Source organism: Luteolibacter sp. Y139, assembly GCF_038066715.1.
Classification (GTDB): Bacteria; Verrucomicrobiota; Verrucomicrobiia; order Verrucomicrobiales; family Akkermansiaceae; genus Haloferula; species Haloferula soli.
Map to the genome: position 1 here is coordinate 162,079 of NZ_JBBUKT010000003.1, position 21,250 is coordinate 183,328.

Genomic DNA, 21,250 nt, shown 5'->3' on the forward strand with positions numbered 1-21,250 from the left:
AGCAGTGAATAGCTTTGGCTTCCCAAAAAGTCGAGCCTTCAATCCCCGTGGGACGTCATTCCTCCGCAGCCAGTCGCTTTAACTTCCGCCGCAGGCTGATCTTGGTGGCCGGTGCCACGCGATCAATGAAAAGGATACCATTGAGATGATCCGTCTCGTGCTGCAATGCGCGGGCGAGCAGACCATCGGTCTCGATCTCCAGCACCGTGCCATCGAGCTGCGGCAGCTTCGCCTTCAACGCGCCGGGCCGGCTGACATCGGCACGCAGGTCGCGGATGCTGAGGCAGCCCTCGGTGTCCTTCTCCTTGGGGCCGGTGAATTCCAGCTCGGGATTGATGAAGACGAGCGGCATGATCGAACTCAGCGGCGCGTCTTCACCGGCGACCTTGAGGAAGGTGATGCACTCGGGATCATGCGCCACATCGACCACCGCGAGGCGGATGGCCACGCCGATCTGCGGCGCGGCGAGGCCGACGCCATTGGCATCATACATCGTTTCGAGCATGTCGGCGGCAAGCTTGCGCAGGTCGTCATCGACCGTTTCGACGGGCTTGCAGCGTTCGCGGAGGACGGGGTGTCCGTATTGGACGATATCGAGGATCATTTCGAGGAACTATCCGCATCCTGCGGCAGGCGGATACGGGCGGGCACGTCCTTAATCGGGATGCCCGCGCGGGTCAACGCGTCCCACACGCCGAGCAATTTCTCCAGCGGCACCTGCTTGTCCGCCTCCAGCTCCAGCTTGCGGCCGGGGTTCTCCTTCGAGAAGGCCTTCAGGTAGGAATCCAGCAGCTCCACATCCGGCACGGACACGGCGTCGAGGGTGATCTTGCCTTCCTTGTCGAGGGCGAGGATCGAGCGCACATCGATCACGGATGAGCCAGAAACCTCCTTCACCGTGGGCAACTCGATCGGCAGCACGCTGCGCGGCTTCTTGAAGGTGGTCGAGACCACCAGGAAGATCAGAATGACGAAAAGCAGGTCGATCATGGGGACCACCGGCACCCCACGGGACTTGCGGACAGGATGTTCGAATCGCATGGCCGGCGGATCAGGCGGTGACTTGCGCGGACGGACGGGCGGGCACGGCGGCGGTGACCTCACAGGTGCGGGCGAAGCCGGCCAGCAGCCCCTCCAGACGGGCCACGAACATGTCGATGCGGCGGAGGAAAATGGCGTGGGCGACGATCGCGGGCACCGCCAGCGCCAGACCGAAAACGGTGGAATTCAGCGCCTCGCTGATACCCCGCGAGACCAGCGTGGGATCGGGATTCTCGCCCAGGCCGCCGAACATCACGACCAGGCCGCTGGCCATGCCGAGCAGTCCTAACAGCGGAGCCAGGCTGACGATGACGTCGATGGCGGACATGCCGGTGTGGAGGCGCAGCACTTCCTCGCGGGCCGACGCCTGGACGGCGGTGGTGATTTGCTCGCGGGTCTCGCCGCGATGGCGCAGCGCGATGCCACAGAGCCGGGCCAAGGGTGTGCGACCGTCCTTGATCTCGTCGAACAAGCCGGGGCTCGCCTCATGCTGGTGCTCATATTCGCGCAGCTTCCGCTCCAGGCCGGTTGGCACGATGAGATCGCGGCGCAGCGAGAGCAGTTTGAAGAAGATCGCTGCCACTAGGACGAAGGAGCAGAGACCCAGCAGGATCATGCAGTAGCCGCCATCGGCGAAGAACTGCCAGACCTTCCCGACGATGGACTTTTCCGGGCCCGGCGCGGTGACGGCGGCAGCGAGATACAAAGGAAGGGACATGAGCTAGAAACTGAAACGGTAGAGAAGTTCGAGCGGCTCGCCATCGAGCTGCTTTTTCAGATCCGCCGGCATGGCGGGAATCTCGGCGTGATTGATGGCGTTGAGAGTGAATCCTTTGGGGATCGCGCCGACCTGGAGGGCCTCGACGACGCGGATCTCTTTCACCTTCCCCTTGGCATCCAGCATGAAGCTCATGGTGAGCATGCCGGGGGTGATGTAGTCGCGGTTGCGGACGCAGTTGAGCTGCCACTCCTTTTCCACTGCGCGGCTGACAGCGGCGTGATAGCGGCCGAGCACGGAATCCTCCACATTCAGGGCGGAGCGGCCGCTGCGGGAGATAGAGCCGACGAGGCGGGTCTTGCTCTGGTTGCCGCGGAAGCCGGGCGCGTTCGGATTGGTGGCCGGTTTCGGCTGCTGCTGGGCCTGTTGTTGCTGCGCTTGCTGGCCTTCCGACTTGCGCTCTTCCACGGCCTTCTTGGTCTCGTCTTCCGGCTTGGCCTCCTTCACCCGGCGCTCCACCGGCAAGGGGCCATCCGCCAGGCGCTCACGGGTTTCTTCGGTCGGCGGCGTCTCCGGTTGCGGCTCGGTCGTTGTTCCCTCGTGCTTCGGAGTCGTCTCCGCGGTCGTGGCCGGGGAGGGCTCGGCAGGAGTGGGAGCAGGAGGAGTCGGAGGAGCTGGAGTCGACAAAGGCGAAGGCATCTCCGGCTCCTTCGTGGCGTCCCGCTTGATGCGGTCGTGCGCCAGATCTCCGTCCTGATAGTGGCTCCGGGTGGTCTCCAGCTCGTCCTCGTAAAGCGTATCCCTGCCCTTCTGGGCGATCTGTTCCTGCGCCCCGGTAACCGGAGTGTCATCACTGGTCGCGCGGGTATTCCGCTCGCCCATGAAATCCGGCCGCTCGGGCGCCACTTCTTCCTGATCCACCGAAGTCCGGGCGAATTGCGACGGTGGTGGTGGCGGAGCCGCGGGCTGGGCCGGAGCTGGCTCGACCGCAGGAGCAGGCGGCGGCGGGCTGGGTGCAGCCCGCTCGATCATTTCGGGAATGATCGTCGCCACCGAGCTGCTGGTGGCGACGGGGTCCCGCGGCGGGGTGTGCAGGGCGATCTTCGCCAAAACCCACACGGCGATCACCGACAGCCCCACCAGATTGACCAGTGCAGACGCGACGAAAGCCACCACCCACAATCGGGCTTGGCTTTCGTAAGGATTTGCGGCCGCGCTCATGGGAACACGGCGGCGACCCTTCACCGAAACGGGCGATCCTGCAATCCGGGAAATCCGCTCACCATTCTTCCACGTTCGACGGCTCGTGGGCTCCGGTAGTCGCGAGCGAGCACCCGAGATACAGGCTGCCGAGCGGAGGAATGAGATCTCCGGTCGTGGAGTAGTTGCCGTGGCCGGGGCACTCCGGCATCACTTCCACGTAGCGGCCGAGGCCGATGATTTCGGACTGCAATCCCGAGACGGTTTCGCCCGGATTGTGACCGCTGAGGTTGGAATAGCTGCGGACGCCCTTCTGAACCGATTGCAGGTTCAAGATGCACAGCACCCGGTCGGAGCCGTTCTTCCAAGCGTTTGCGCCAATGAAGAGGACGGAGATCAGGGTGAGCAGGACGAGGATGACGACAGTGAGCTCTAGGAGGGTCATCCCCCGAGCCCGGACATGGTTAGTACGGCGGCTCCGGCGGGAAAACCCGGAGTGCCCGATTTGGCTGGCTGGTTTCATGGGTGGGACAGGTGAACATTGCGGGGAGCACCCTAAGATTAAAATATCAGCCCTCTGAAACAAGCTTATTCTAAAAACATTCTCGCTTAACGTATTATCGACCTCGCGAGAGCTTCCAGCACTCCAGGAACCCGCTGGCGAAGTCCTCCGGCCGGGCGGCGATCCACCGGTCGAGCTCATCCGGCCGCATCCACATTGCGGCCTCCACTTCCGCACAGGGGAAACGCGGGGAGCCATCCCACCGGCAAACATAAAGCCGCACGTGCTCCCATCCGGTGGCTTCGCACGGGAGAATGCTGCCAACTTCCTGAATCGGCACCCCGGTGACGCCCATTTCCTCCTCCAACTCGCGGACCGCGGCAACGGCGTAGTCCTCGCCGGCATCCAGATGCCCGGAAACACTGGAATCCCAGACGCCCGGGTGGGCGTCCTTGAAGCGCGACCGCTTTTGCAGCAACAGGTCGCCGTGACGATTCACGACGAAGACGTGGACCGCACGGTGGAGCAGGCCCTTTTCATGGACCTCCCGCCGCGTCGCCTGCCCGGTGACCTGGTCGTCCATGTCCACAACGTCGAAGATCTCCTCGCCGCGCTGGGGCACATCCCGCAGCGGATGATCGTCGTAAACCCGGGCCAGCTCGATCCATTGCTCCAGTGAAAGCGCCTCCCCTCTGACCGTGGCAGGCACTCCGAGGCCGGTATGGACCTCCTCCCATGGCGGATTTTCGGGCATCTGCTTGCCCATCTGCTTGCGCCGTTGGGCGAAGCCACGGCGGATCATCTCGTCGAAACGGCGGGCGTCGAAGGCCGGAAATTCTTTCCCCCGCGGGGTCAGCAGCGCCACCGAGGAGTCGATCTGTGGCCGCGGATGGAAGGCCTCCGGCGGCACCGTCCGCAGCGGCTTCACCTGCCACTCGCTCTGCACCCGCAGCGTCAGCACGCCGTAGTCCTTGGTGCTCGGGCCGGCGGCGAGGCGGTCGATCACCTCCTTCTGCAGCATGATGACGGCGAGTTCGAAGGGATTCGGGCGGGACAGGAAATTCCGCAAAATGGCGCCGCCGCAAGAATAGGGCAGGTTTCCCAAAAACTTCACCGGACGGTGCTGCCACAGCACCCGCGAGTCGAATTTCACCCCATCGGCGTGATGGACCTCCACGCTCGGCTCATGGGCGAAGCGTCCTTTCAAAAACGCCGCCAGCCGTGAGTCGAACTCTACCAGCACGATCCGCCGCACCCGGCCGACGAGGTGCTCGGTCAGCGCTCCGGTACCCGGGCCCACCTCCACGATGGTATCCTCCGGCCGGGCATCCAGCTGGTCGGTGATCCACCGCGCCATGTTCGGATCGCTGAGGAAATTCTGGCCAAGCTGGCGGCTGGGCATCACCCCGGCAACTTCCAGGGCATCGCGGATCTCGTGTCCCGTCACGCCGCGAGCGATGCCCCCTTGTCCGCCCCGCGACAAGAGCGCTTTTGTGTCCGGGCGTTGGAAATCCTCCCCGAAAAAAATCTGAGAAACCTTTGAACGGATCTCTGAATGGCAGGTCAGACCCCTTTGAAAACCGCGCGCAAGTGCAGTTTTCATGTAAGGGTGAACAGCAGTTGTCAGCTTTCGCCAGGCTTGCCTGGCAGGGTTGACGAACTTGGCCGCCGGGGAGTGGGTGCTCCCCGGCGGCTCTTTTTTTGCCCGGATGCGTCGTGTTTGAGGCCGCGAATAAGGGTTGAAGCCGTCCCGACGGGTCCCTTTACTTCCGCGCCCCGCGAGGGACACCCAAGAAGAAGTAGCGTCCATGATCGAACACCTCCGCAAATACACCGGCCTGATCATCTTTGTGATCGCCTTGCTTTTCGTCGGCCTGGCCTTCTTCGGCGACAATGTGGCCAAGAGTCATCGCGGCACGAACGATCCCCTGGCCCTTTCCGTGGATGGCCGCCAGTACACCATGAGCGAGGTGCAAAAGCTCGGCAGCGCCCCGATGGTGATCGCGCAGAACTTCCGCATGTTCGAGATGTTCGATTTCCTCAGCACGCTGGGAGCTTTCGGCGGTGGGGATGAGACGGAGCATCGCTTTTTCGTCAACCGCTTGAACGTCCGCCAGGCTGCCGAGGAGTTCGGCGTGTATCCTTCGAAGGAGGACATCACCGCGGAGATCAAGAAGATGACCAGCTTCCAGGGCGCCGATGGTGGCTATGACCAGCAGCGCTACAATGACTTCGCCAAGTCGCTCGGCCACGGCATGACCGAGACCGACTTCATCGACATCATTCGCGACGTCCTCGCCACCCGCAAGCTGAGCGAAATCATCGGCGGCGGCCTCGCAGTCGACCGCACCCTGGCTGCCCAGCAGGTCACCAGCCGCGACCAGCAGGTCGCCATCCAGCTTGCCCGCGTTCCGCTTTCGAAATTCCAAGAGGAGCTGAAGCCCACCGATGACGAGCTGAAGGCCCAGTGGGAAACCACCAAGGAAAAGTACCAGACCGACCGGAAGATCAAACTCTCCTACGTCATCGCCAAGCCGACCTACCCGGAACTGCCGAAGGACGAGGCCAAGCTGCCCGACGCCGTCACCGACGAGCAGAAGAAGGAAGCCGAAAAGAAAGCGGCCGACAAGAAGGCCGCCGACCAAGCCAAGCTCGACGAGGACAAGCGCCGCATCGACACCGAACTGGCCGACACCGTGGACAGCTTCCTGCAGCAGATCGAAGCCAGCGAAGGCAAGGACTTCGCCAAGCTCACCGAAGAGAACGGCTGGAAGATCGTCACCACCGATCTCTTCGCCCGCAGCGCCCTGCCCGTCGAACTGAACGGCAACACCCGCTCGAAATCCGATCCCGTTCCGGTCGGCGACATCCTCTTCAAGATCACTCCCGGCACTGACACGATGTCGCGCTACAGCGAGGCCCTGCCGATCGCCGACGGAGCCTTCCTTGTCGCCCACCTCGACGAAGCCGAGGAGCCGCGCACCAAGACCTTTGACGAGGCCAAGGAACAAGTCCGCGTCGACTACATCGCCGACAAGGCCGGCGAAGCGCTCAAGAAGGCCGCTGATGAAAAGGCCACCAAGATCCGCGAGGCTCTCACCGCCGGCAAGTCCTTCGCTGATGCCGCCAAGGAGCAAGGCCTGGAAGTGAAGTCGCTCGGACCCTTCAAGGCCACCGACAAGATCCCCGACGAAGCCGACGTCTCGACCCTCTTCGAAACCGCCTCGATGGTGGATCCTGGCAAGCTCGCCGATCCCGTCATGAAGCCGGACGGTGCCACCTTCGTCTTCGTCGAAAAGCGCGAGGTCGTGAGGGATGACAAGCGTGCCGAGCGCATCAACCAATCCGTGACCGGCCTCACCACGAACCAGCAGCGCATCGCCTTCTCGGCATGGCTGGAGGAAAAGCTGACCGCCACCCAGATCACCGATCTTCGCAAGAAGCCCTGACCGCCTCCGTTCCGGAGCCCCGCAGCCCATGCCCGACTCCGAACTCGACTCGCTCTTTGACGATGCCAACGGCGCCCTTGCCCTTGGCGAGCTGGACGAAGCAGCGGCCCTCTATCGCCGCTGCGTCGCCATCGATCCCGACTTCTTCGATGGCTGGCATGCCCTCGGCATGTGCCTGTTGAAGCTCGGCCAAGTGAAGGAAGCCATCGGCTGCGGCCTGCAGGCGACCACCCTGCGGCCGAACGACCTGCTCGCCTGGACCGGCCTCTCGCAGATGTACGTCCGCGACGGCCAGATTGGCGAAGCCGAGTTCGCCAAGGGCAACGCGCGCATTCTCTCGTTAGGCGGTAAGGTGGTCAGGGATTCTTCCCACTGATCACCTGTCACTGATCACTTTTCACTCTCTGCCATGTTCTACATCACCACCGCCATCGACTACACCAACGGCGCCCCGCACATCGGTCACGCCTATGAGAAGGTGCTGGCCGACGTCATCGCCCGCTATCAGCGACTGAAGGGCGAGGAGGTCTACTTCCTCACCGGGGTGGACCAGCATGGCCAGAAGGTCCAGCAGAACGCTGAAAAGGAAGGCATCAATCCGGCGACCTTCGCGAAGAAAACGACCAAGCTTTTCATCAACCTCTGGAAGAAGCTCGGCGTGAACTACGACGGCTGGGCGGAAACCATGGACGATCGCCACAAGGCCTGCGTCACAGCCATCCTCAGCGACCTGAAGGAGCGCGGCGAACTCTACAAGAAGGGCTACAAGGGCTTCTACTCGGTGCGTCAGGAGCAATTTCTCACCGACCGTGATCGCAATGAGGCCGGTGAATTCGGCCCGGAGTGGGGCGAGGTCGTCGAGCTTGAGGAAGAGAACTGGTACTTCCGGCTGAGCGCCCACGCCGAGTGGCTGAAAAACTACGTTTCTAGTAATCCCGACTTCGTCGGCCCGAGCTTCCGCCGCAACGAGCTGCTCGGCGCGCTGGCGAACTCCGGTGAACTGGACCTCTGCATTTCCCGCCCGAAGGAGCGCCTGCGCTGGGGCATCGAGTTCCCCTTCGATCCTGACTTCGTCACCTACGTCTGGTTCGACGCCCTGATCAACTACATCTCCTTCGCCGGCTATGGCGCGAAGGAGGGCTCGGACCTGCCTTCCTTCGAGAAGCTCTGGCCCTGCGCGGCCCACGTCATCGGCAAGGATATCCTCGTCCCCGCACATGGCATCTACTGGCCATGCATGCTTCACGCGATGGGCTTCAGCGATGAACAGATGCCGAAGATCCTGGTCCACGGCTGGTGGAACATGAAGGGCGAGAAAATGTCGAAGTCACTCGGCAACGTCGTCAATCCGGACGAGCTGGCCGACAAGTTCGGCGCGGACGCGCTGCGCTACTATCTGGTGCGCGACGTGACCACCGGCAAGGACGCGGACTTCGATCTCGACCGCCTGGTGATGCTCTACAACCAGGAGCTGGCCAACGAACTCGGCAACCTTTGCAACCGCGCCCTCAACATGACGGGCCGCTTCTGCAATGGCGTCGTCACGACCGGTGGCGAAACCAATGACGACGACCTCGACCTGCGCGCCTCGCTGGAGACGGTGCTCGGTGACTATCGCGCCGCGATGGACTCCTTCGACGTCGCCGAGGGCCTCAAGGCTCTCAATCGCCACGTCACCTTCTGCAACGCCTACACGGATCGCAACAAGCCATGGGAGCTCGGCAAGGACCCCGCGAAACAGTCGCGCCTCGAAACCGTGCTCGCGAACCTGGTCGAGAGCCTGGCCCACTGCGCGGTGCTGCTTTCGCCCGTGCTGCCTGACCCCGCCGAACGCATCGCCGCCCAGCTCCGCATGGATGATTTGCTGAAGCTGAAGCTGGATGACCTGAAGTGGGGCCTCGTTCCGAACGGCCACGAAACAGGCAAGCCGAAGCCGGTCTTCCCGAAGATCGTCATCGAGGAAGCGGAATGACTCCTGCTGTGCGGTTGCCCTCCCATTCGGGTGGTTGCCAGAAAGACGCAACGTCGCAGTCTTCCTAGCCTGCCCTGCTACCCTGACATCCGCCGATGACCCGCCACCTGCTGCCGCTGCTTTTCACCGCCACCGCGCTCGCCCAAACGGAGGAGCCGGCTTCGCCGCCACGCGATCCGGCCTACAAGCTCGTCTGGTCGGACGAGTTCGAGGGCGATGGCGCGGTGGATGAAAGCAAGTGGCGTCTCGAGGAAGGCTTCCAGCGCAACCACGAGCTCCAGTGGTATCGCAAGGAGAACGCGGTGAAGAAGGACGGCCTGCTGGTGATCGAAGCCCGTCGTGAGAAGGTTCCGAACCCGAGGTTCCGCGAAGGGGCCAGGGATTGGCGCGACCAGCGGAAGGAAGCCGACTATACCTCCGCCTCGCTGACCACCGCCGGGAAGCATGATTGGAAGTTCGGACGCTTTGAAATCCGCGCCCGCTTCACCGCCCGGCCCGGCCTGTGGCCCGCCATTTGGACTACCGGACGCGGACGCTGGCCTCATGGCGGCGAGATCGATATCCTCGAGTACTATGGAGGTCGTATTTACGCGAACTTCTGCTGGGCGGGCAAAGGCGGCCGCGATCTCTGGAGCACCGGCTCGCATTCCATCGGACGCTTCGATGACGGCAGCTGGCAGGACCGCTTCCACACCTGGGTGCTCGAATGGGACGCGGAGAAGCTGACCATCTGGCTCGATGGCCAGCCGCTCAACACGCAGCTGATGCAGCACGTGAAGAATCAGGATGGCCCTCCGGTGAATCCCTTCCTCGCCCCGCAGGCGATGCGCCTGAACTTCGCCATCGGCGGCATGAACGGCGGCGATCCTGCCGGCACGAGTTTTCCGCAGCGCTACGAGGTCGACTACGTGCGCGTCTATCAGAAACCCGAGTGATCATGGACGAGGGGCCCCATCCTGCGCTTGGCATTGATCACGGCGACGCCCGCATCGGCATCGCTGCGACGGATCCGCTCGGCATCCTCGCTCATCCGGTGGAGACCATCGATGTGCGCGCGAGCGATCCCATCGAACGCATCGCGCAGCTGGTGCAGCAGCGTGGCATCCGCACCCTTGTCGTCGGATTGCCGGTGAGGATCGATGGCACCGAAGGCACGTCGGCGGAAAAGGTCCGTCGCTTTGCGGCGAAGATCTCAAAGAGACTTCCCGCGGTGCCGCTGGAGTTCGTTGACGAAGCCTACACCACCATGGCCGCGTCGGCGAAGCTGCGCGAGGCGGGCCGCAAGGCGAAGCAGCAGAAGGGCGTGATCGACCAGGCCGCTGCGGTCGAGATCCTTGAAGCTTGGATGAACGGACTCTGATTCCGTTCAGCACCGGGGTTTTATGCCGTCTGCGACAGCTGTGTATGTTGGCGTCACTACGTCTTTCCCCGCAGTCTGAGCATCGCATTGATCCATCAGCGCTGCTGTCATGAAGACGGCAAATTGTTAGAAGCGGATCGCGGAGATTTCTAACAGATCATTCTGGGCCACTTCACAAGCCCTCGGTGGAGATCACGCCAATCGCGGCGGATTTGTGCCGATTCGGCAGTGCCGGGAGCGATTCGCAGGGCCGTGGTATCGGCGTTGCTGGTTTTGCATGCAAGTGCTCCACGGAGGCGCAGGCACCCGTCGCCACCGCGGAGCATGGACAACTCATGCCCGACCTCATGAATCTGCCCTATCACCACGAAAAATCCCCACGGCGGACCCACGCCGCTGCCGCACTTGCCATCCTTGTCTCCCCCGCTCTCGCCATCGATGTCAACCTCACTGCCACGAACGCCATCGACACCAGCTCGTTCGCCACGAATCTCTCGTGGTCGAACGCCGCGGTTCCTTCTGCCGGCAATGCCTACTTCGTCGCGAGCAACTATAACCTTCGTACTCCGGCCGGTGGCACCACCGACCTCACCTTCGCCGGAGACTCGCTGACCATCACCGGGGCCAACCTCGTCTACAAGGGAAGCACCAACGTCAACACGATCACCATCAACAACCTCACGTTGAATGGCTCGCTCGTGAACAACGCGAGCAATTCTTCCACCGCCTTCACCCTTGCCGGGAACAAGATCACGATCGCCGGCACCGGCACCACCACGCTGTTCTCCAACAATGCCACGATCACGGTCACGGCACCCATCACCGGTAACAGCGGAACGCTGCTCCTTCAGACCAACAACACCACCGGCCGCCAGGTCGTGCTGGCCGGTGCCAATACCTACACCGGCAACATCACCGTCACTGGTGCCAGCGGCGCGGCACTTGCCACCACCGGTGCACTGGCATTCAAGATCGGTGCCACCGGCGTGAACAACACGATCACCGGCACGGTTCCCTTCACCTTCGACGGCACCTTCAATCTCGATCTCACCACCGCCGGCAACACGGTCGGAGATCACTGGACCCTGGTGGATGCCGCGAATCTCGTCGAAACCTTCGGCGTGAACTTCAACATCCCGGGCTTCACCGAGAACAGCGGCTTCTGGACCTCGGCCGATGGCAAGTACCAGTTCAACGAAGCGACCGGCGTGCTCACCCGCATCACCGCGGACACCGATGGCGACGGCCTGGCCGACTCGTGGGAAATGACCTACTTCTCCAGCCTCGCCCAAGGCGCCACGGATGATCCGGACGGCGACTATTGCAACAACCTCCTGGAGTACCAGCGCGGCACCAATCCCAACCTCGCCTCGTCCTATCCCGATACCGATGCCGACGGGCTGAACGACGGCTGGGAACTCTACTACTTCACCAACCTGGCGCAGGTCGCGAATGGCGATTTCGACGGTGACCACAATACCAACCTGGCCGAGCAGACCGCCAACTCCGATCCCACCACCGCCTTCTCCTTCCCGGATACGGACAACGACGGCCTCAACGATGGCTGGGAAGTCTTTTACTTCACCACGCTCGCGGCCGCTATCCCCACCGCCGATCCCGATGGTGACCTCTTCACCAATGAGGATGAAATGTGGGCCTCGACCAATCCCACGGTGCAGATTTCCTCGCCGGACAGCGACAACGATGGCTCCGGCGATGGCCTGCCCGATGGCTGGGAAGTGAAGTACTTCCGCGTCGGCAACGAGACGCTCGCCGAAGCGACCGCCCGCCAGAACGGCACCGGCGATCCGGATGGCGACGGCGTGAACAACAAGCTGGAATACCTCGCCGGCACCGATCCAACGAACGCTGCCTCGGCGCAGACCACGCTGGGCTACTGGCGCTTCGAGGAAGCCACCACCGGCGAAGTTCCCGCCGGCGGCAATGGCCAATACCTGTATCCCACCTCGATCCAGGACTCCTCGGTCTACGGCAACCACATGATGGCATGGGCCGACTACAGCCGCCCGAACTACGACTCGGTTGTCCCCTCGGCCACGGTTCCGGTCACCGGCGTCACCGATACCGGCTCGCTGTATTTCCAGCGGAATAACAGCGGCGTCTACTTCATCGAGGCGATCTTCTCGACGCCGACCGCCAACCTCGGTGGCGGACAGGCAACGCTGCGGACCTATCCCTTCACCGCCTTCACCGTCGAGGCGAGCTTCAATACCAACCTCACCGGCCAATGGCAGGTGCCGGTGTCCAAGCTGGGCAATCCGGTCGCTGGCCAGCCGCCTTTCTCGATCAAGATCGACACCGCCAACAAGCTACGCGCCGGCATGGTGGATGGCTCGGGCACCGCTCGTGAGATCATCGGCACCTCCACCATCGCGGCAGGTTCGTGGTATTCCACCGCAGTCACCGCCACTGCCACGGAACTGAAGCTGTGGCTGAAGAAACCCGGCGATGCCGCCTACGTGCTGGAAGGCACGGTCGCCATCACCGGCGCATGGTATGTGCCGCCGACGGGTCCGCTCGATACGCCCTGGAACATCGGCCAAGGCATGTGGAACGGTACCGCCACCGATGCCTTCCAAGGCAACATCGACGAAGTCCGCATCAGCGCGGTCGCCTTGCCCGAGTCCAAGTTCCTCTTCCACCAGGACGGCTCGCCCTTCCAGCTGTGGGCGGCACAGAATATCCCGGACGTCAGCCTGCGTGGTGAAACCGCCGATCCTGACCACGACGGCACCTCAAACCTCGCCGAATTCCGGCTCGGCTTGAATCCGATGAGCGGCTCCTCGTTCTTCGGTGTGAACCTGAGTGGCAGCACCCTCAGCTGGCCAGCGGCTACCGGCATCCAGTTCACGATCCAGCGGACCACCACGCTGGCTGGCTGGAGCGACGTCGCGACCGTCACCGCCAGCAGCTCGGCCGGATCCTGGACAGACCCCTCCCCCCCGGCTGGCAAGGCATTCTATCGTGTGGTGTTCACTGAATAAATCCCCTCGCTCATGGTGAAGCTGGCGGGCATCCGGGATACCGGGTGCCCGCCTTCTTTTTTCCAAATACTAGGTCAGTCGTACTGCAGCCCGTCGATCATGCCGCGGGTCGGGTAGCCGGTCAGATGGTGCGCCGCGAGCATCGCAGAAGTGACGGCGGACTCGACGCATCCGATGTCGATGGAATTGCGGCACCAGTCGCCGGAGAAGACCAGGTTGTTGAAGCCGCTTTCCCACGGCCACAGGCGATTCGGCGCGGAGGTATTGGTCGAGAGCACGTAGCGCTCGCCGGGGTCGATGTTCATCCGGAAGTACTGCCAGTCGAGCCGCTGCTCGACGGTGGCATTCTTGTCGGGATGATAGAGGGCCATCGGGTCGAGGGTGCTGGTGTTGGGATAACACACGCCCGGCCACAGTGAGGCCTCTTCCTGGATCCACTTCAGGGCCGTCGCCTTCGCCCGCGCCTTCTCCCGTGCCGGATAACCCGGATCACTGTCGGCCGGGGGCTCGTTCGGATCGTTCGAGGCGGGTCCGCACAGGTAGAGCAGGTGACTGGCACCGGGAGTCGCCTCGGTCCTGAGGATGTTCGTCGCCTCGATGATGATGTTGAAGGGATCCGGTCCGGAACCGGCCATGGCCAGCTCGCAGAAGTAGTCGTGCCCCTGCCACCCAAGCGCGTCCTGATTGATGAACCAGAACTGGGCGGCGATGGTGCGGATCGTCTCCGCGGTGCTCACCATCACCCGGAAGCGGGTATCCCTCTTCAGCAAATCCTTCGCCAAATGCGGATGAGCCGCGGGCGGAATGGCCAGCACCACGTGATCGAATCGCTCGTGCCCATTGGCCGAGGGATCCATGCGATCATACAGCTCCACCGTGCCGCTGGTGTGCGTGCTCCAGTGCGACTCCAGCCCGGGATCATCCGCAGGCGGCAGCGTGGCTGGATCCAGCTGGTCTTCCATCGGCTTCTCCGGCCACACCGGCCAGATGATCGGCGGCTTGTCAGCCTGCGGGACGGCCACCTGCTTGATTGGATCGTAGTGGTCTTTTCCTGCCGCCAGATCGACTTGCCTGTTGATGCGAATCTTGGTGACGCGATTGCCCAGGGCATTCGATTCGAGTGCTTCGACGCGATGGAAGAATTCAAAGCGGACTCCCCGTTCCTTCAGCACGCGATAGAGAGGGATGAACACGCACTCGCCCATGCCGAGGTTCATGCGATGCACGTAGCAGCCCTTGTAGCCGAAGAAGATGCGGAAGAAACCGCGCAGCGCGGCACCGGCGGCAAAGTTGGCATTGTTCGTATCGTGCGCCTGACCCTTGGAGAAGGCGAACGGCGTATCGTAATAGCCGCGTAGGAAAGGAGACTCCTTCACCGTGTGGAAACCCGCGCCATGCATCTTCAGCCACGCGAGGAATTCATGCTGGTCCAGCTGGCGGAACATCTCGTCGCGAAGCAACAGATCGACCAACGCACCGCGCAAGCACGTGCGATAAAGATCCGCGATGCACAGCTCGCGGATCTCCGCGCTCGTCTTCGCCCGTTTTTTCATGCGGCGCAGCTTCCAGCCGACGTAGTCGAGCAGCAGCTTGAAGCCGCGGCCGATCAAGGGCTCGCCATACCAATGACGCTCGTCACCCGCAAGATGCACCAACCGACGGGAGAGGTAGCTCGCCCAGCCGCTCGGATCGCCGGGATCGACGCCGACCGGACAGGTCATCGCCTTCTGCCACGCCACGCTGCGGCCGAGAATCTTCTCCATCACCTTGAGGAATCGCGTCGCGATGGGGCCGAACGCTCCGACCTTGCTGAGGTTGAGCGCGAGGTGGTCGGCCATGCGCCACAGATTCGAACGGATGTCCGGGCACGGCGTGCCATCACCCGGCTCACCCGCATACTCCGGCAAGGTCATCTTCCACGGCTCCCATTTGTTCGCCGCCTCGTCGTGGTGATAAAAGACGCCTTCGTGCGCCTTCATGAAGAGATCATCGATCGTATTGAAGCGCCCGATCGTGTAGCCGAGCCGCTGGTGCTCCTCCATCGCCCCGCGCAGCGTCTTGAAGGCATTCTCATAGAAGCCGAACCAGACATGCGGCCCGTGTTCCTCGCTGCGGTGCTGGTCGCTTTCGCCACGACTGCTGGCCCCCTTGCCACCGAGTCGCCAACCGGTCTGGTAGAGCGTGACGCGATACTTCGCGCGCAGCTCCGGGGTAGCAGTCAGCCAGTAGGCGGCGGCACATCCCCCGACGCCGCCGCCGAGGATGACTATGTGTTCACGGGAATCGATCATGGCGGGAGGCGAGTTGCTGGAAAAACGCGGCCTCCGCGCTTGCACCACATTTTTCCAATAGGGTCAGTCCATCCTGAAGCCGCGCCGAAACGGGTGATTTCAGCGCGTGATAACAACGTGCGCGGGCTTTCAAGAAATCCGCTCCCAACCGCTGTGCCGCGCTTTCCGCGGCCACAAACTCCTTCCCCCCGCCCGGGCCATGCAGGCCACGGGCGCAGTGAAGGATCGCACCACCCAGGGAGAAACTTTTCGCGAAGGCGGCGGCGCGTTTCATGAAACGCTCTACCAGCCCGCCGAACATTGGATCGGCTTCCAATTCAGGCGGGCCCCATGAACGCATCTCGCCTAACAGGACCGCGGCATCCGCCAGCAGGAACTGTGTCGAGGAGACCGGCGGATGCTGGCCGGCCAGGTCCTCCGCATCGCGCAGGCATTCCATCGCCTGCCACGGATTGCCGGAGCGCCACGCACACATCGCGCGCATCACGTGGATCGATGACTGCGTGATCGCATCGCCTCCGTGCACCGGCACCTTCTTGCAATGCGCCTCGGCCTCCTTGGTCCCGAGACTGGCAAGGGCATGCAGGCTGCCCATCATCGCCGCCCACGTCCGCGACTGGCGGTCGGTGCGCTTCGAGGCGGAGTCCTGTAGCACGCGCGACCATCCGGCCGCGCGCTCGAGTTCGCCGCGGAAATAATCGACGAAGAAGGCATGCGTCGCCGCCTCCTCAACACGGCGGCCATGGCCGTGGGATTTCCAGTAGGCCACATTGCCGGCGGCTCGCTCGGCCGCTTGAGGCCAGCGTGTCTTGTCGAGGTCGACCAGACAGCCGACGTGCTCGATGTAGGTCTGCTCGGTGTGATCGCCGACCCGCGCGATCATCCGCCGCGCGATATTGCGGTAGCGCTCCGCCAGCCAGCGTGGCCGCTTGCCGGACAGCGGGCAGGCAATCGCCGCGCACAGCGACGCCAGCATCGCGCTCTCGCCATTCTTCGACGCGAGGTCGAGAGCAGTGACGCAGCAGTCGGCGGAGCGCTTCTGGTCATTCTGGAAATAGGCGATTTCCGCCAGCATCAGCGCCGTGCGCGCCGCGCCTTCCCGCACCGGTGAGACGGTCTTGTCGACCCACGGCTTGCCCGTGACGAAGAGCCACATGTGGCGCAGCAGCATGCCCGCCTTGATGGGGAATACCCCCGCTTCCGGACTCACCCGGTAAAGCACCAGCGCCTTTTCTAACAGACCCGCGGCATCCTCGACCATGCCCCAGTGGAAAGCCGCCTCTCCCTCGATCTGATAGCGGCGGGCGCGTTGGGCGATCGCAACCGGATCACCCGAGTGCTCGTTCACGCGATCCAGATCCAGCGCCGCCCGCGCTGCCTCGCGTGCTTCCCGCAAGGCGAAGCGCCCCAGGGCCGCCCGCGCCGCACGGTCGAACAACTCCACCGCCACGTCGTCGCGACCCGACTCACGCGCGTGAAAGGCGGCCTCGGCAGGCGACAAATCCCGCAGCGGCCGTGCGGTCATCCACTCGAGCGCAGCCCCGTGGCCCATGGCCCGGTCACGATCCGCCATCAAGGACAGCGCGGCCTCCCGCAGCAAGTCATGGTAGAATGAAAAGCGCCCCGTCGCGCCCGGAGTGGCGACGATGAACTCGCCTAACAGCGGCGATGCCCAGCACGTCTCGAACTCGATTCCAGGACTGCACGCCTTGGCCGTCGTCTCCGCCTGCTCCTTGGTGAAAGGTTCCCGCCAGATCGCACAGGCACCGAGCAACGAACGCAGCCGCGGCGAGAGATCGCGGAAGCGCCCGGTCAGCGGCGTCTCGTGCAGCGACTCCGCCGAGGAATCCGCAGGCGCGAGATCAAGCGTGCCACCCATCGCGATGAGACGCCGACGCTGGCTCAGCATCGAATGGACTTCCCGCGACACCAGCGGCAGCCCGCCGGAGATGCGGTGGATCTCCTCATTCAGCGCATCCGTGATCTCCGCATGTCCGGACAGCTCCGCCAGCAGCTTGCGGTGCTCTTCCACCGACATGGGACCCAGCACGATGTCTTCCGGCACCGGCTGTCCGCGTCGTCCCAGCACCAGCAGCAGTGGCACTCCGGCATGCTCCAGCGCCTCCGTCACGCCGTGGCTGCCCTCATCCATCCACTGGATGTCATCGATGATCGCCGCACATGGCCTCCCCGCCACCAACCGCGCCAAGACGCCGGCAATGAACGCGGGAAGGATGTCCTTGTACTGGAGCGGGGAAAGCCCACTCTCGTCCGTGTCGGCGTGGACCGGCTCGGAAAGGAAGCGCACGAGATTCTTCACCAGCTTCTCGTCCAGGGTCAGCGCCGCGCCGGTTGCCGCGATCGCCGCGGACAAGTCATCGCCGCCGAATTGACCAAGCAGCGAACGCCATGCCGCAAAGGTGCCGGGCACATCCGTCGGCAGGCAGGACACACGAGCCACCTCCTTGCCCCGCGAAGCGAGCCAAGCCGCCAGCGCTCCGATCACATGCGACTTCCCCGCACCGGCGGGACCGGAAATCGACACGCGCAGCAGCCCATCTCCCTGCGCCTCGATCCGCTCCTGCAGCTTCTCCCATAGCAGCGCACGCGCAGGTGCCTCGACTATTTGCAGCGCCGCCGTCCGCACCTCGAGCCGGTGCGCACAGAAGGGCTCGGAAAGGATGCCCGGCAGGAAACCAATGCGCTCGGCGCGATACGGCGGTGGCAGCTGCGCCGCCGTCCGCTCGTCCATGATCAAGCCATCGAGCCCCATCGCCGCCAGGCCTTCGAGCAATTGCGACACCGGCTCACTGCCCGCACGCCCGGAGCGCAAGGCCAGCAGCGCCGCGGCGTCCTTTTCTAACAGAACCGTCGCCTCTGCGAGCAGCACCTTCAGGAGGTCCGCCGCGTCACCAGCCTCACCGGGAAGCCGGGTGCAGGCATCATCCGCTTCATGCCGCCAGATTTCCCAAGCGGACGGTTGGTCGGGTATGCGATCTTCTCCGGACATCTCTGCTTCAACTGGTCCAGAGGGTTTTGCCAAGCGACAGGTCGATCTGGAACTCCGATCTGATCGGAGCGCCAATCGGCCCGCTTTCCACGCCGATTTTCTTCAGCAGGCGGCTGCTGTACCACTCCGGCACTTCTAGTTCCCAGTCGCCACTCTCACGGCTCATGCTCGTGAGATGGGAAAACTCGAGCACGCATTCCGCCACCGCACGATAGCAGGCGCGATCCGGATTCTCGACGTCGCGGAACTGCTTCAGGAACACGAACTCCTGCCCGATCTCCAGCCCCTCGAACAGGTCCACCACTCCCCTGAAGGTGAAATTCAGCACCTTGCGCGCCGGGTTCAGGTTTAGCAAATGGCCCAGCACGCTGTCATCGATCTCGCCTAACAGCTCGTCCTTCACCATCTCCGCCAGGCCCTTGCTGAAGGAGTCCGGGATGGAGGCAGGCCCGCTGGCCTTCTCCCGCCGCAGCGAGAGCAGCAGGCCATTTTTGTCCGTGGTGGCTTCTCCCGGCTTCCGGCACACCTCGGTATGGACCACGCCGCCATCGGGCCCGATCTCGACTTTCCCCAGCATCTTGGGGAATCCGAAAACCTCACGCCCGCTGATGAGCGCCGGCCCGGAATCGAGGCACAGCACGATCGGGTAAAACTTCAGCTTCGGCAGGGACGGGAATCCTTCGTTGTCCCACTCCAGGACCGGCAGGGTCACCACCATTTCCGATTCGGACGTGGCTCCCCATGCATCGTGCGGCGGATTGATCGAGCACATCGACTTCATGTGCATGAAGATCACGAAGGCGATCGGCAGGGCGGTGAACTTCGGCGTCACGTCTTCTCCCTGCGGCCGCCAATTCAATGTCTCATCCAGCCACTGCTGCGCCGCAGCCGTATCGATCTTGCGAACCGCTGACAGCGCCTCGACGCCGGTGATTCGATAAGGGGGACGGAAGTTCAGGTCCGTGTCTCGCTCGGTATAGGGAATCATTGGGGGCGGGACGATCCGGCAAGATCGAACATGACAACTAACAAAAACTCCGCACCGCGGCCAATCGAGAACTTTGTAAACCTATCCCCCACCCTGGGTCGACCTCAGCCAGTCGCGCGCCTTGAGCAATAGCTCGGTCTTGTTCGCGCTGCCGAGCTTGCCCTTCATGTGCTCGATGTGGCTATCCACGGTCTTGGTGCTGATCTTCAGCCGCAGCGCGATCTCCTTGGTCGAGTGCCCTTCCGCCAGCACGCGGAAGACCTGGTACTCCCGGTCGCTGAAGGTTTCGATGCCGGTATGGGCGGGCTTGGAAACGCTGCGCATCAGCTCCTCGGTCAGGGCCGGTGACGCGTAGATCCCGCCGGACTCGATCTTGCGGATCGCCTCGACCACCGCCGAGACCTTGTCACCCTTCATGAGGTAGCCGTTGGCACCGGCCTTGAGCGCCCGCGCACCGTAGTGCAGTTCGTTCTGCATGCTGAACACCAGCACCGCACAGGAGGGCGCGGCGTCCTTGATCCGGCGAATGAGATCCAGCCCGTCGCCGTCCGGCAGGGAGATGTCCACCACCGCCACGGCGGGCTTGCACTTCTCTATCATGACCAGCGCATCTGCCACGGTGTGGACGGTATGCGGCATGTAGCCGGTGAGCATGGTCTCGACCAATGACTTCACCGCCAGGGTGATGATCGGATGGTCGTCCACGATGAGCAGGTCTCGCTTGGCTACCGGAGGGGGCATGAGTCACCCGATCCTCTATCAGACGGCCGCCACGGGGGGACAGGGAAAACCGCACCCCTCGCCTTCAAGTCCCCGGCGGTCCCGCCCCGGAGGGCGGTCTTTCGGCTTTCCGCGGCGGGCGTTCTGGTTTTTCCTCCCGCGCCCGCCATGTCCGACAAGCTCGCCGAGATCATCGCCACCAAGCATCAGGAAGTCGAAGCGCTGCTCGCCCGCGCCGGCCACCTGCGCGCCGCCGCGTTGCAGCGCAATGAGTTCCGCGGCTTCCGCACGGCCCTCGACCTCGGCCCGGACCGCCTCGGTGTGATCGCGGAGGTGAAAAAGGCCTCCCCCTCGGTCGGCCTGATCGACCCGAATTTCGACCCGATCCGGCAGGCGAAGCGCTACTTGGACGGCGGAGCCTCCTGCCTCTCCATCCTGACCGACGAGAAGTATTTCCAAGGCTCGCTCAGCTACCTCTCGAAGATTTCCGAATTCTCGGACGCCCCGCTGCTGCGCAAGGACTTCACCGTCCACCCGGTGCAGATCCACGAGGCGATCGTCGCCGGGGCCGATGCCATCCTGCTCATCGTCGCCGCGCTGGATGACGACACTCTGAAGCGCCTCTACAACGAGGCGAAGGACTTCCAACTCGATGTGCTGGTCGAGGTTCACAACTTCCCTGAAATGGAGCGGGCCCTCGAACTCGGCGCCGATCTGATCGGCGTCAACAACCGCAACCTGAAGACCTTCGACATCGACCTTGCGACCACCGAGGAATTGGCGGACGAGGTGGGCGACGATGTCATTCTCGTTTCCGAGTCCGGCTTGCGCACACCGGAAGATGTGCAGCGAGCCCTCGATGCCGGCGCGAATGCGGTGCTCATCGGAGAATCCCTGATGCGCGCTCATAATCCTGCCGAGGAAATCGAGGCATATCTGGCGCTCCGGGCGATTTAAGTCACTTCCCCCTTTCCTTCACGGGCGGCCTTTCCAT

17 protein-coding genes are annotated in these 21,250 nt (G+C 63.4%); 7 read left to right on the forward strand and 10 right to left on the reverse strand.

Translation table 11 applies throughout. From position 1 onward, the window contains the following. Positions 1 to 55 precede the first annotated feature (55 nt). From def to rsmA, 6 genes are all read right to left on the reverse strand, one after another. Complete coding sequence (gene def, locus WKV53_RS09045) at positions 56 to 604, reverse strand: peptide deformylase (RefSeq protein WP_341404252.1); 549 nt, start codon at positions 602 to 604, stop codon at positions 56 to 58. After that, positions 601 to 1,041 carry an ExbD/TolR family protein gene (locus WKV53_RS09050; RefSeq protein WP_341404253.1) on the reverse strand — a complete coding sequence of 147 codons (441 nt, stop codon included), beginning with the start codon at positions 1,039 to 1,041 and terminating at the stop codon, positions 601 to 603. Before WKV53_RS09050 ends, def begins: the two co-directional genes overlap by 4 nt. Before the next feature lie 10 nt (positions 1,042 to 1,051). Next, positions 1,052 to 1,759, reverse strand: a complete 708-nt coding sequence (locus WKV53_RS09055) for a MotA/TolQ/ExbB proton channel family protein (RefSeq protein WP_341404254.1) — start codon at positions 1,757 to 1,759, stop codon at positions 1,052 to 1,054. A 3-nt stretch (positions 1,760 to 1,762) separates the two neighbouring features. Next, positions 1,763 to 2,980, reverse strand: coding sequence for a hypothetical protein (locus tag WKV53_RS09060; protein WP_341404255.1), 1,218 nt, complete (start codon positions 2,978 to 2,980; stop codon positions 1,763 to 1,765). A gap of 58 nt (positions 2,981 to 3,038) precedes the next feature. Further along, positions 3,039 to 3,404 (reverse strand): type II secretion system protein, encoded by a 366-nt coding sequence (locus WKV53_RS09065; protein ID WP_341404256.1) that lies wholly within the window; start codon positions 3,402 to 3,404, stop codon positions 3,039 to 3,041. Between the two features lie 172 nt (positions 3,405 to 3,576). Then, the gene (gene rsmA / locus WKV53_RS09070; RefSeq protein WP_341404257.1) at positions 3,577 to 4,908 is read right to left on the reverse strand and encodes a 16S rRNA (adenine(1518)-N(6)/adenine(1519)-N(6))-dimethyltransferase RsmA; all 1,332 of its coding nucleotides are present in this window, start codon (positions 4,906 to 4,908) and stop codon (positions 3,577 to 3,579) included. Between the two features lie 361 nt (positions 4,909 to 5,269). Here rsmA and WKV53_RS09075 point away from each other — a divergent pair, with 361 nt between their 5' ends. The 6 genes from WKV53_RS09075 (at position 5,270) to WKV53_RS09100 (ending at position 13,247) form a co-directional block, all read left to right on the forward strand. Then, complete coding sequence (locus tag WKV53_RS09075) at positions 5,270 to 6,910, forward strand: SurA N-terminal domain-containing protein (RefSeq protein WP_341404258.1); 1,641 nt, start codon at positions 5,270 to 5,272, stop codon at positions 6,908 to 6,910. A 28-nt stretch (positions 6,911 to 6,938) separates the two neighbouring features. Continuing rightward, positions 6,939 to 7,286, forward strand: coding sequence for a tetratricopeptide repeat protein (locus WKV53_RS09080; protein ID WP_341404259.1), 348 nt, complete (start codon positions 6,939 to 6,941; stop codon positions 7,284 to 7,286). 33 nt (positions 7,287 to 7,319) lie between these two features. Then, the gene (locus tag WKV53_RS09085; protein ID WP_341404260.1) at positions 7,320 to 8,882 is read left to right on the forward strand and encodes a class I tRNA ligase family protein; all 1,563 of its coding nucleotides are present in this window, start codon (positions 7,320 to 7,322) and stop codon (positions 8,880 to 8,882) included. Positions 8,883 to 8,977: 95 nt separating this feature from the next. Continuing rightward, the gene (locus tag WKV53_RS09090) at positions 8,978 to 9,817 is read left to right on the forward strand and encodes a glycoside hydrolase family 16 protein (protein ID WP_341404261.1); all 840 of its coding nucleotides are present in this window, start codon (positions 8,978 to 8,980) and stop codon (positions 9,815 to 9,817) included. Positions 9,818 to 9,819: 2 nt separating this feature from the next. Then, positions 9,820 to 10,242, forward strand: coding sequence for a Holliday junction resolvase RuvX (ruvX, locus tag WKV53_RS09095; protein ID WP_341404262.1), 423 nt, complete (start codon positions 9,820 to 9,822; stop codon positions 10,240 to 10,242). Between the two features lie 347 nt (positions 10,243 to 10,589). Beyond that, entirely contained in the window at positions 10,590 to 13,247 is a 2,658-nt protein-coding gene (locus WKV53_RS09100) for a LamG-like jellyroll fold domain-containing protein (RefSeq protein WP_341404263.1), read from the forward strand. Between the two features lie 74 nt (positions 13,248 to 13,321). Here WKV53_RS09100 and WKV53_RS09105 read toward each other — a convergent pair whose 3' ends face one another. The 4 genes from WKV53_RS09105 to WKV53_RS09120 all read right to left on the reverse strand — a co-directional run bounded on the left by WKV53_RS09105 (position 13,322) and on the right by WKV53_RS09120 (position 20,277). After that, positions 13,322 to 15,538 carry an NAD(P)-binding protein gene (locus tag WKV53_RS09105; protein WP_341404264.1) on the reverse strand — a complete coding sequence of 739 codons (2,217 nt, stop codon included), beginning with the start codon at positions 15,536 to 15,538 and terminating at the stop codon, positions 13,322 to 13,324. Next, positions 15,522 to 18,548, reverse strand: a complete 3,027-nt coding sequence (locus WKV53_RS09110; protein ID WP_341404265.1) for an ATP-binding protein — start codon at positions 18,546 to 18,548, stop codon at positions 15,522 to 15,524. Before WKV53_RS09110 ends, WKV53_RS09105 begins: the two co-directional genes overlap by 17 nt. A gap of 7 nt (positions 18,549 to 18,555) precedes the next feature. Then, entirely contained in the window at positions 18,556 to 19,536 is a 981-nt protein-coding gene (locus WKV53_RS09115) for an acetoacetate decarboxylase family protein (RefSeq protein ID WP_341404266.1), read from the reverse strand. Positions 19,537 to 19,617: 81 nt separating this feature from the next. Further along, complete coding sequence (locus WKV53_RS09120) at positions 19,618 to 20,277, reverse strand: response regulator (protein WP_341404267.1); 660 nt, start codon at positions 20,275 to 20,277, stop codon at positions 19,618 to 19,620. 147 nt (positions 20,278 to 20,424) lie between these two features. Between WKV53_RS09120 and trpC the strand changes: the two genes are divergently transcribed. Further along, on the forward strand, positions 20,425 to 21,213 hold the full coding sequence (gene trpC / locus WKV53_RS09125; RefSeq protein WP_341404268.1) for an indole-3-glycerol phosphate synthase TrpC: 789 nt from the start codon (positions 20,425 to 20,427) through the stop codon (positions 21,211 to 21,213). Positions 21,214 to 21,250 lie beyond the last annotated feature (37 nt).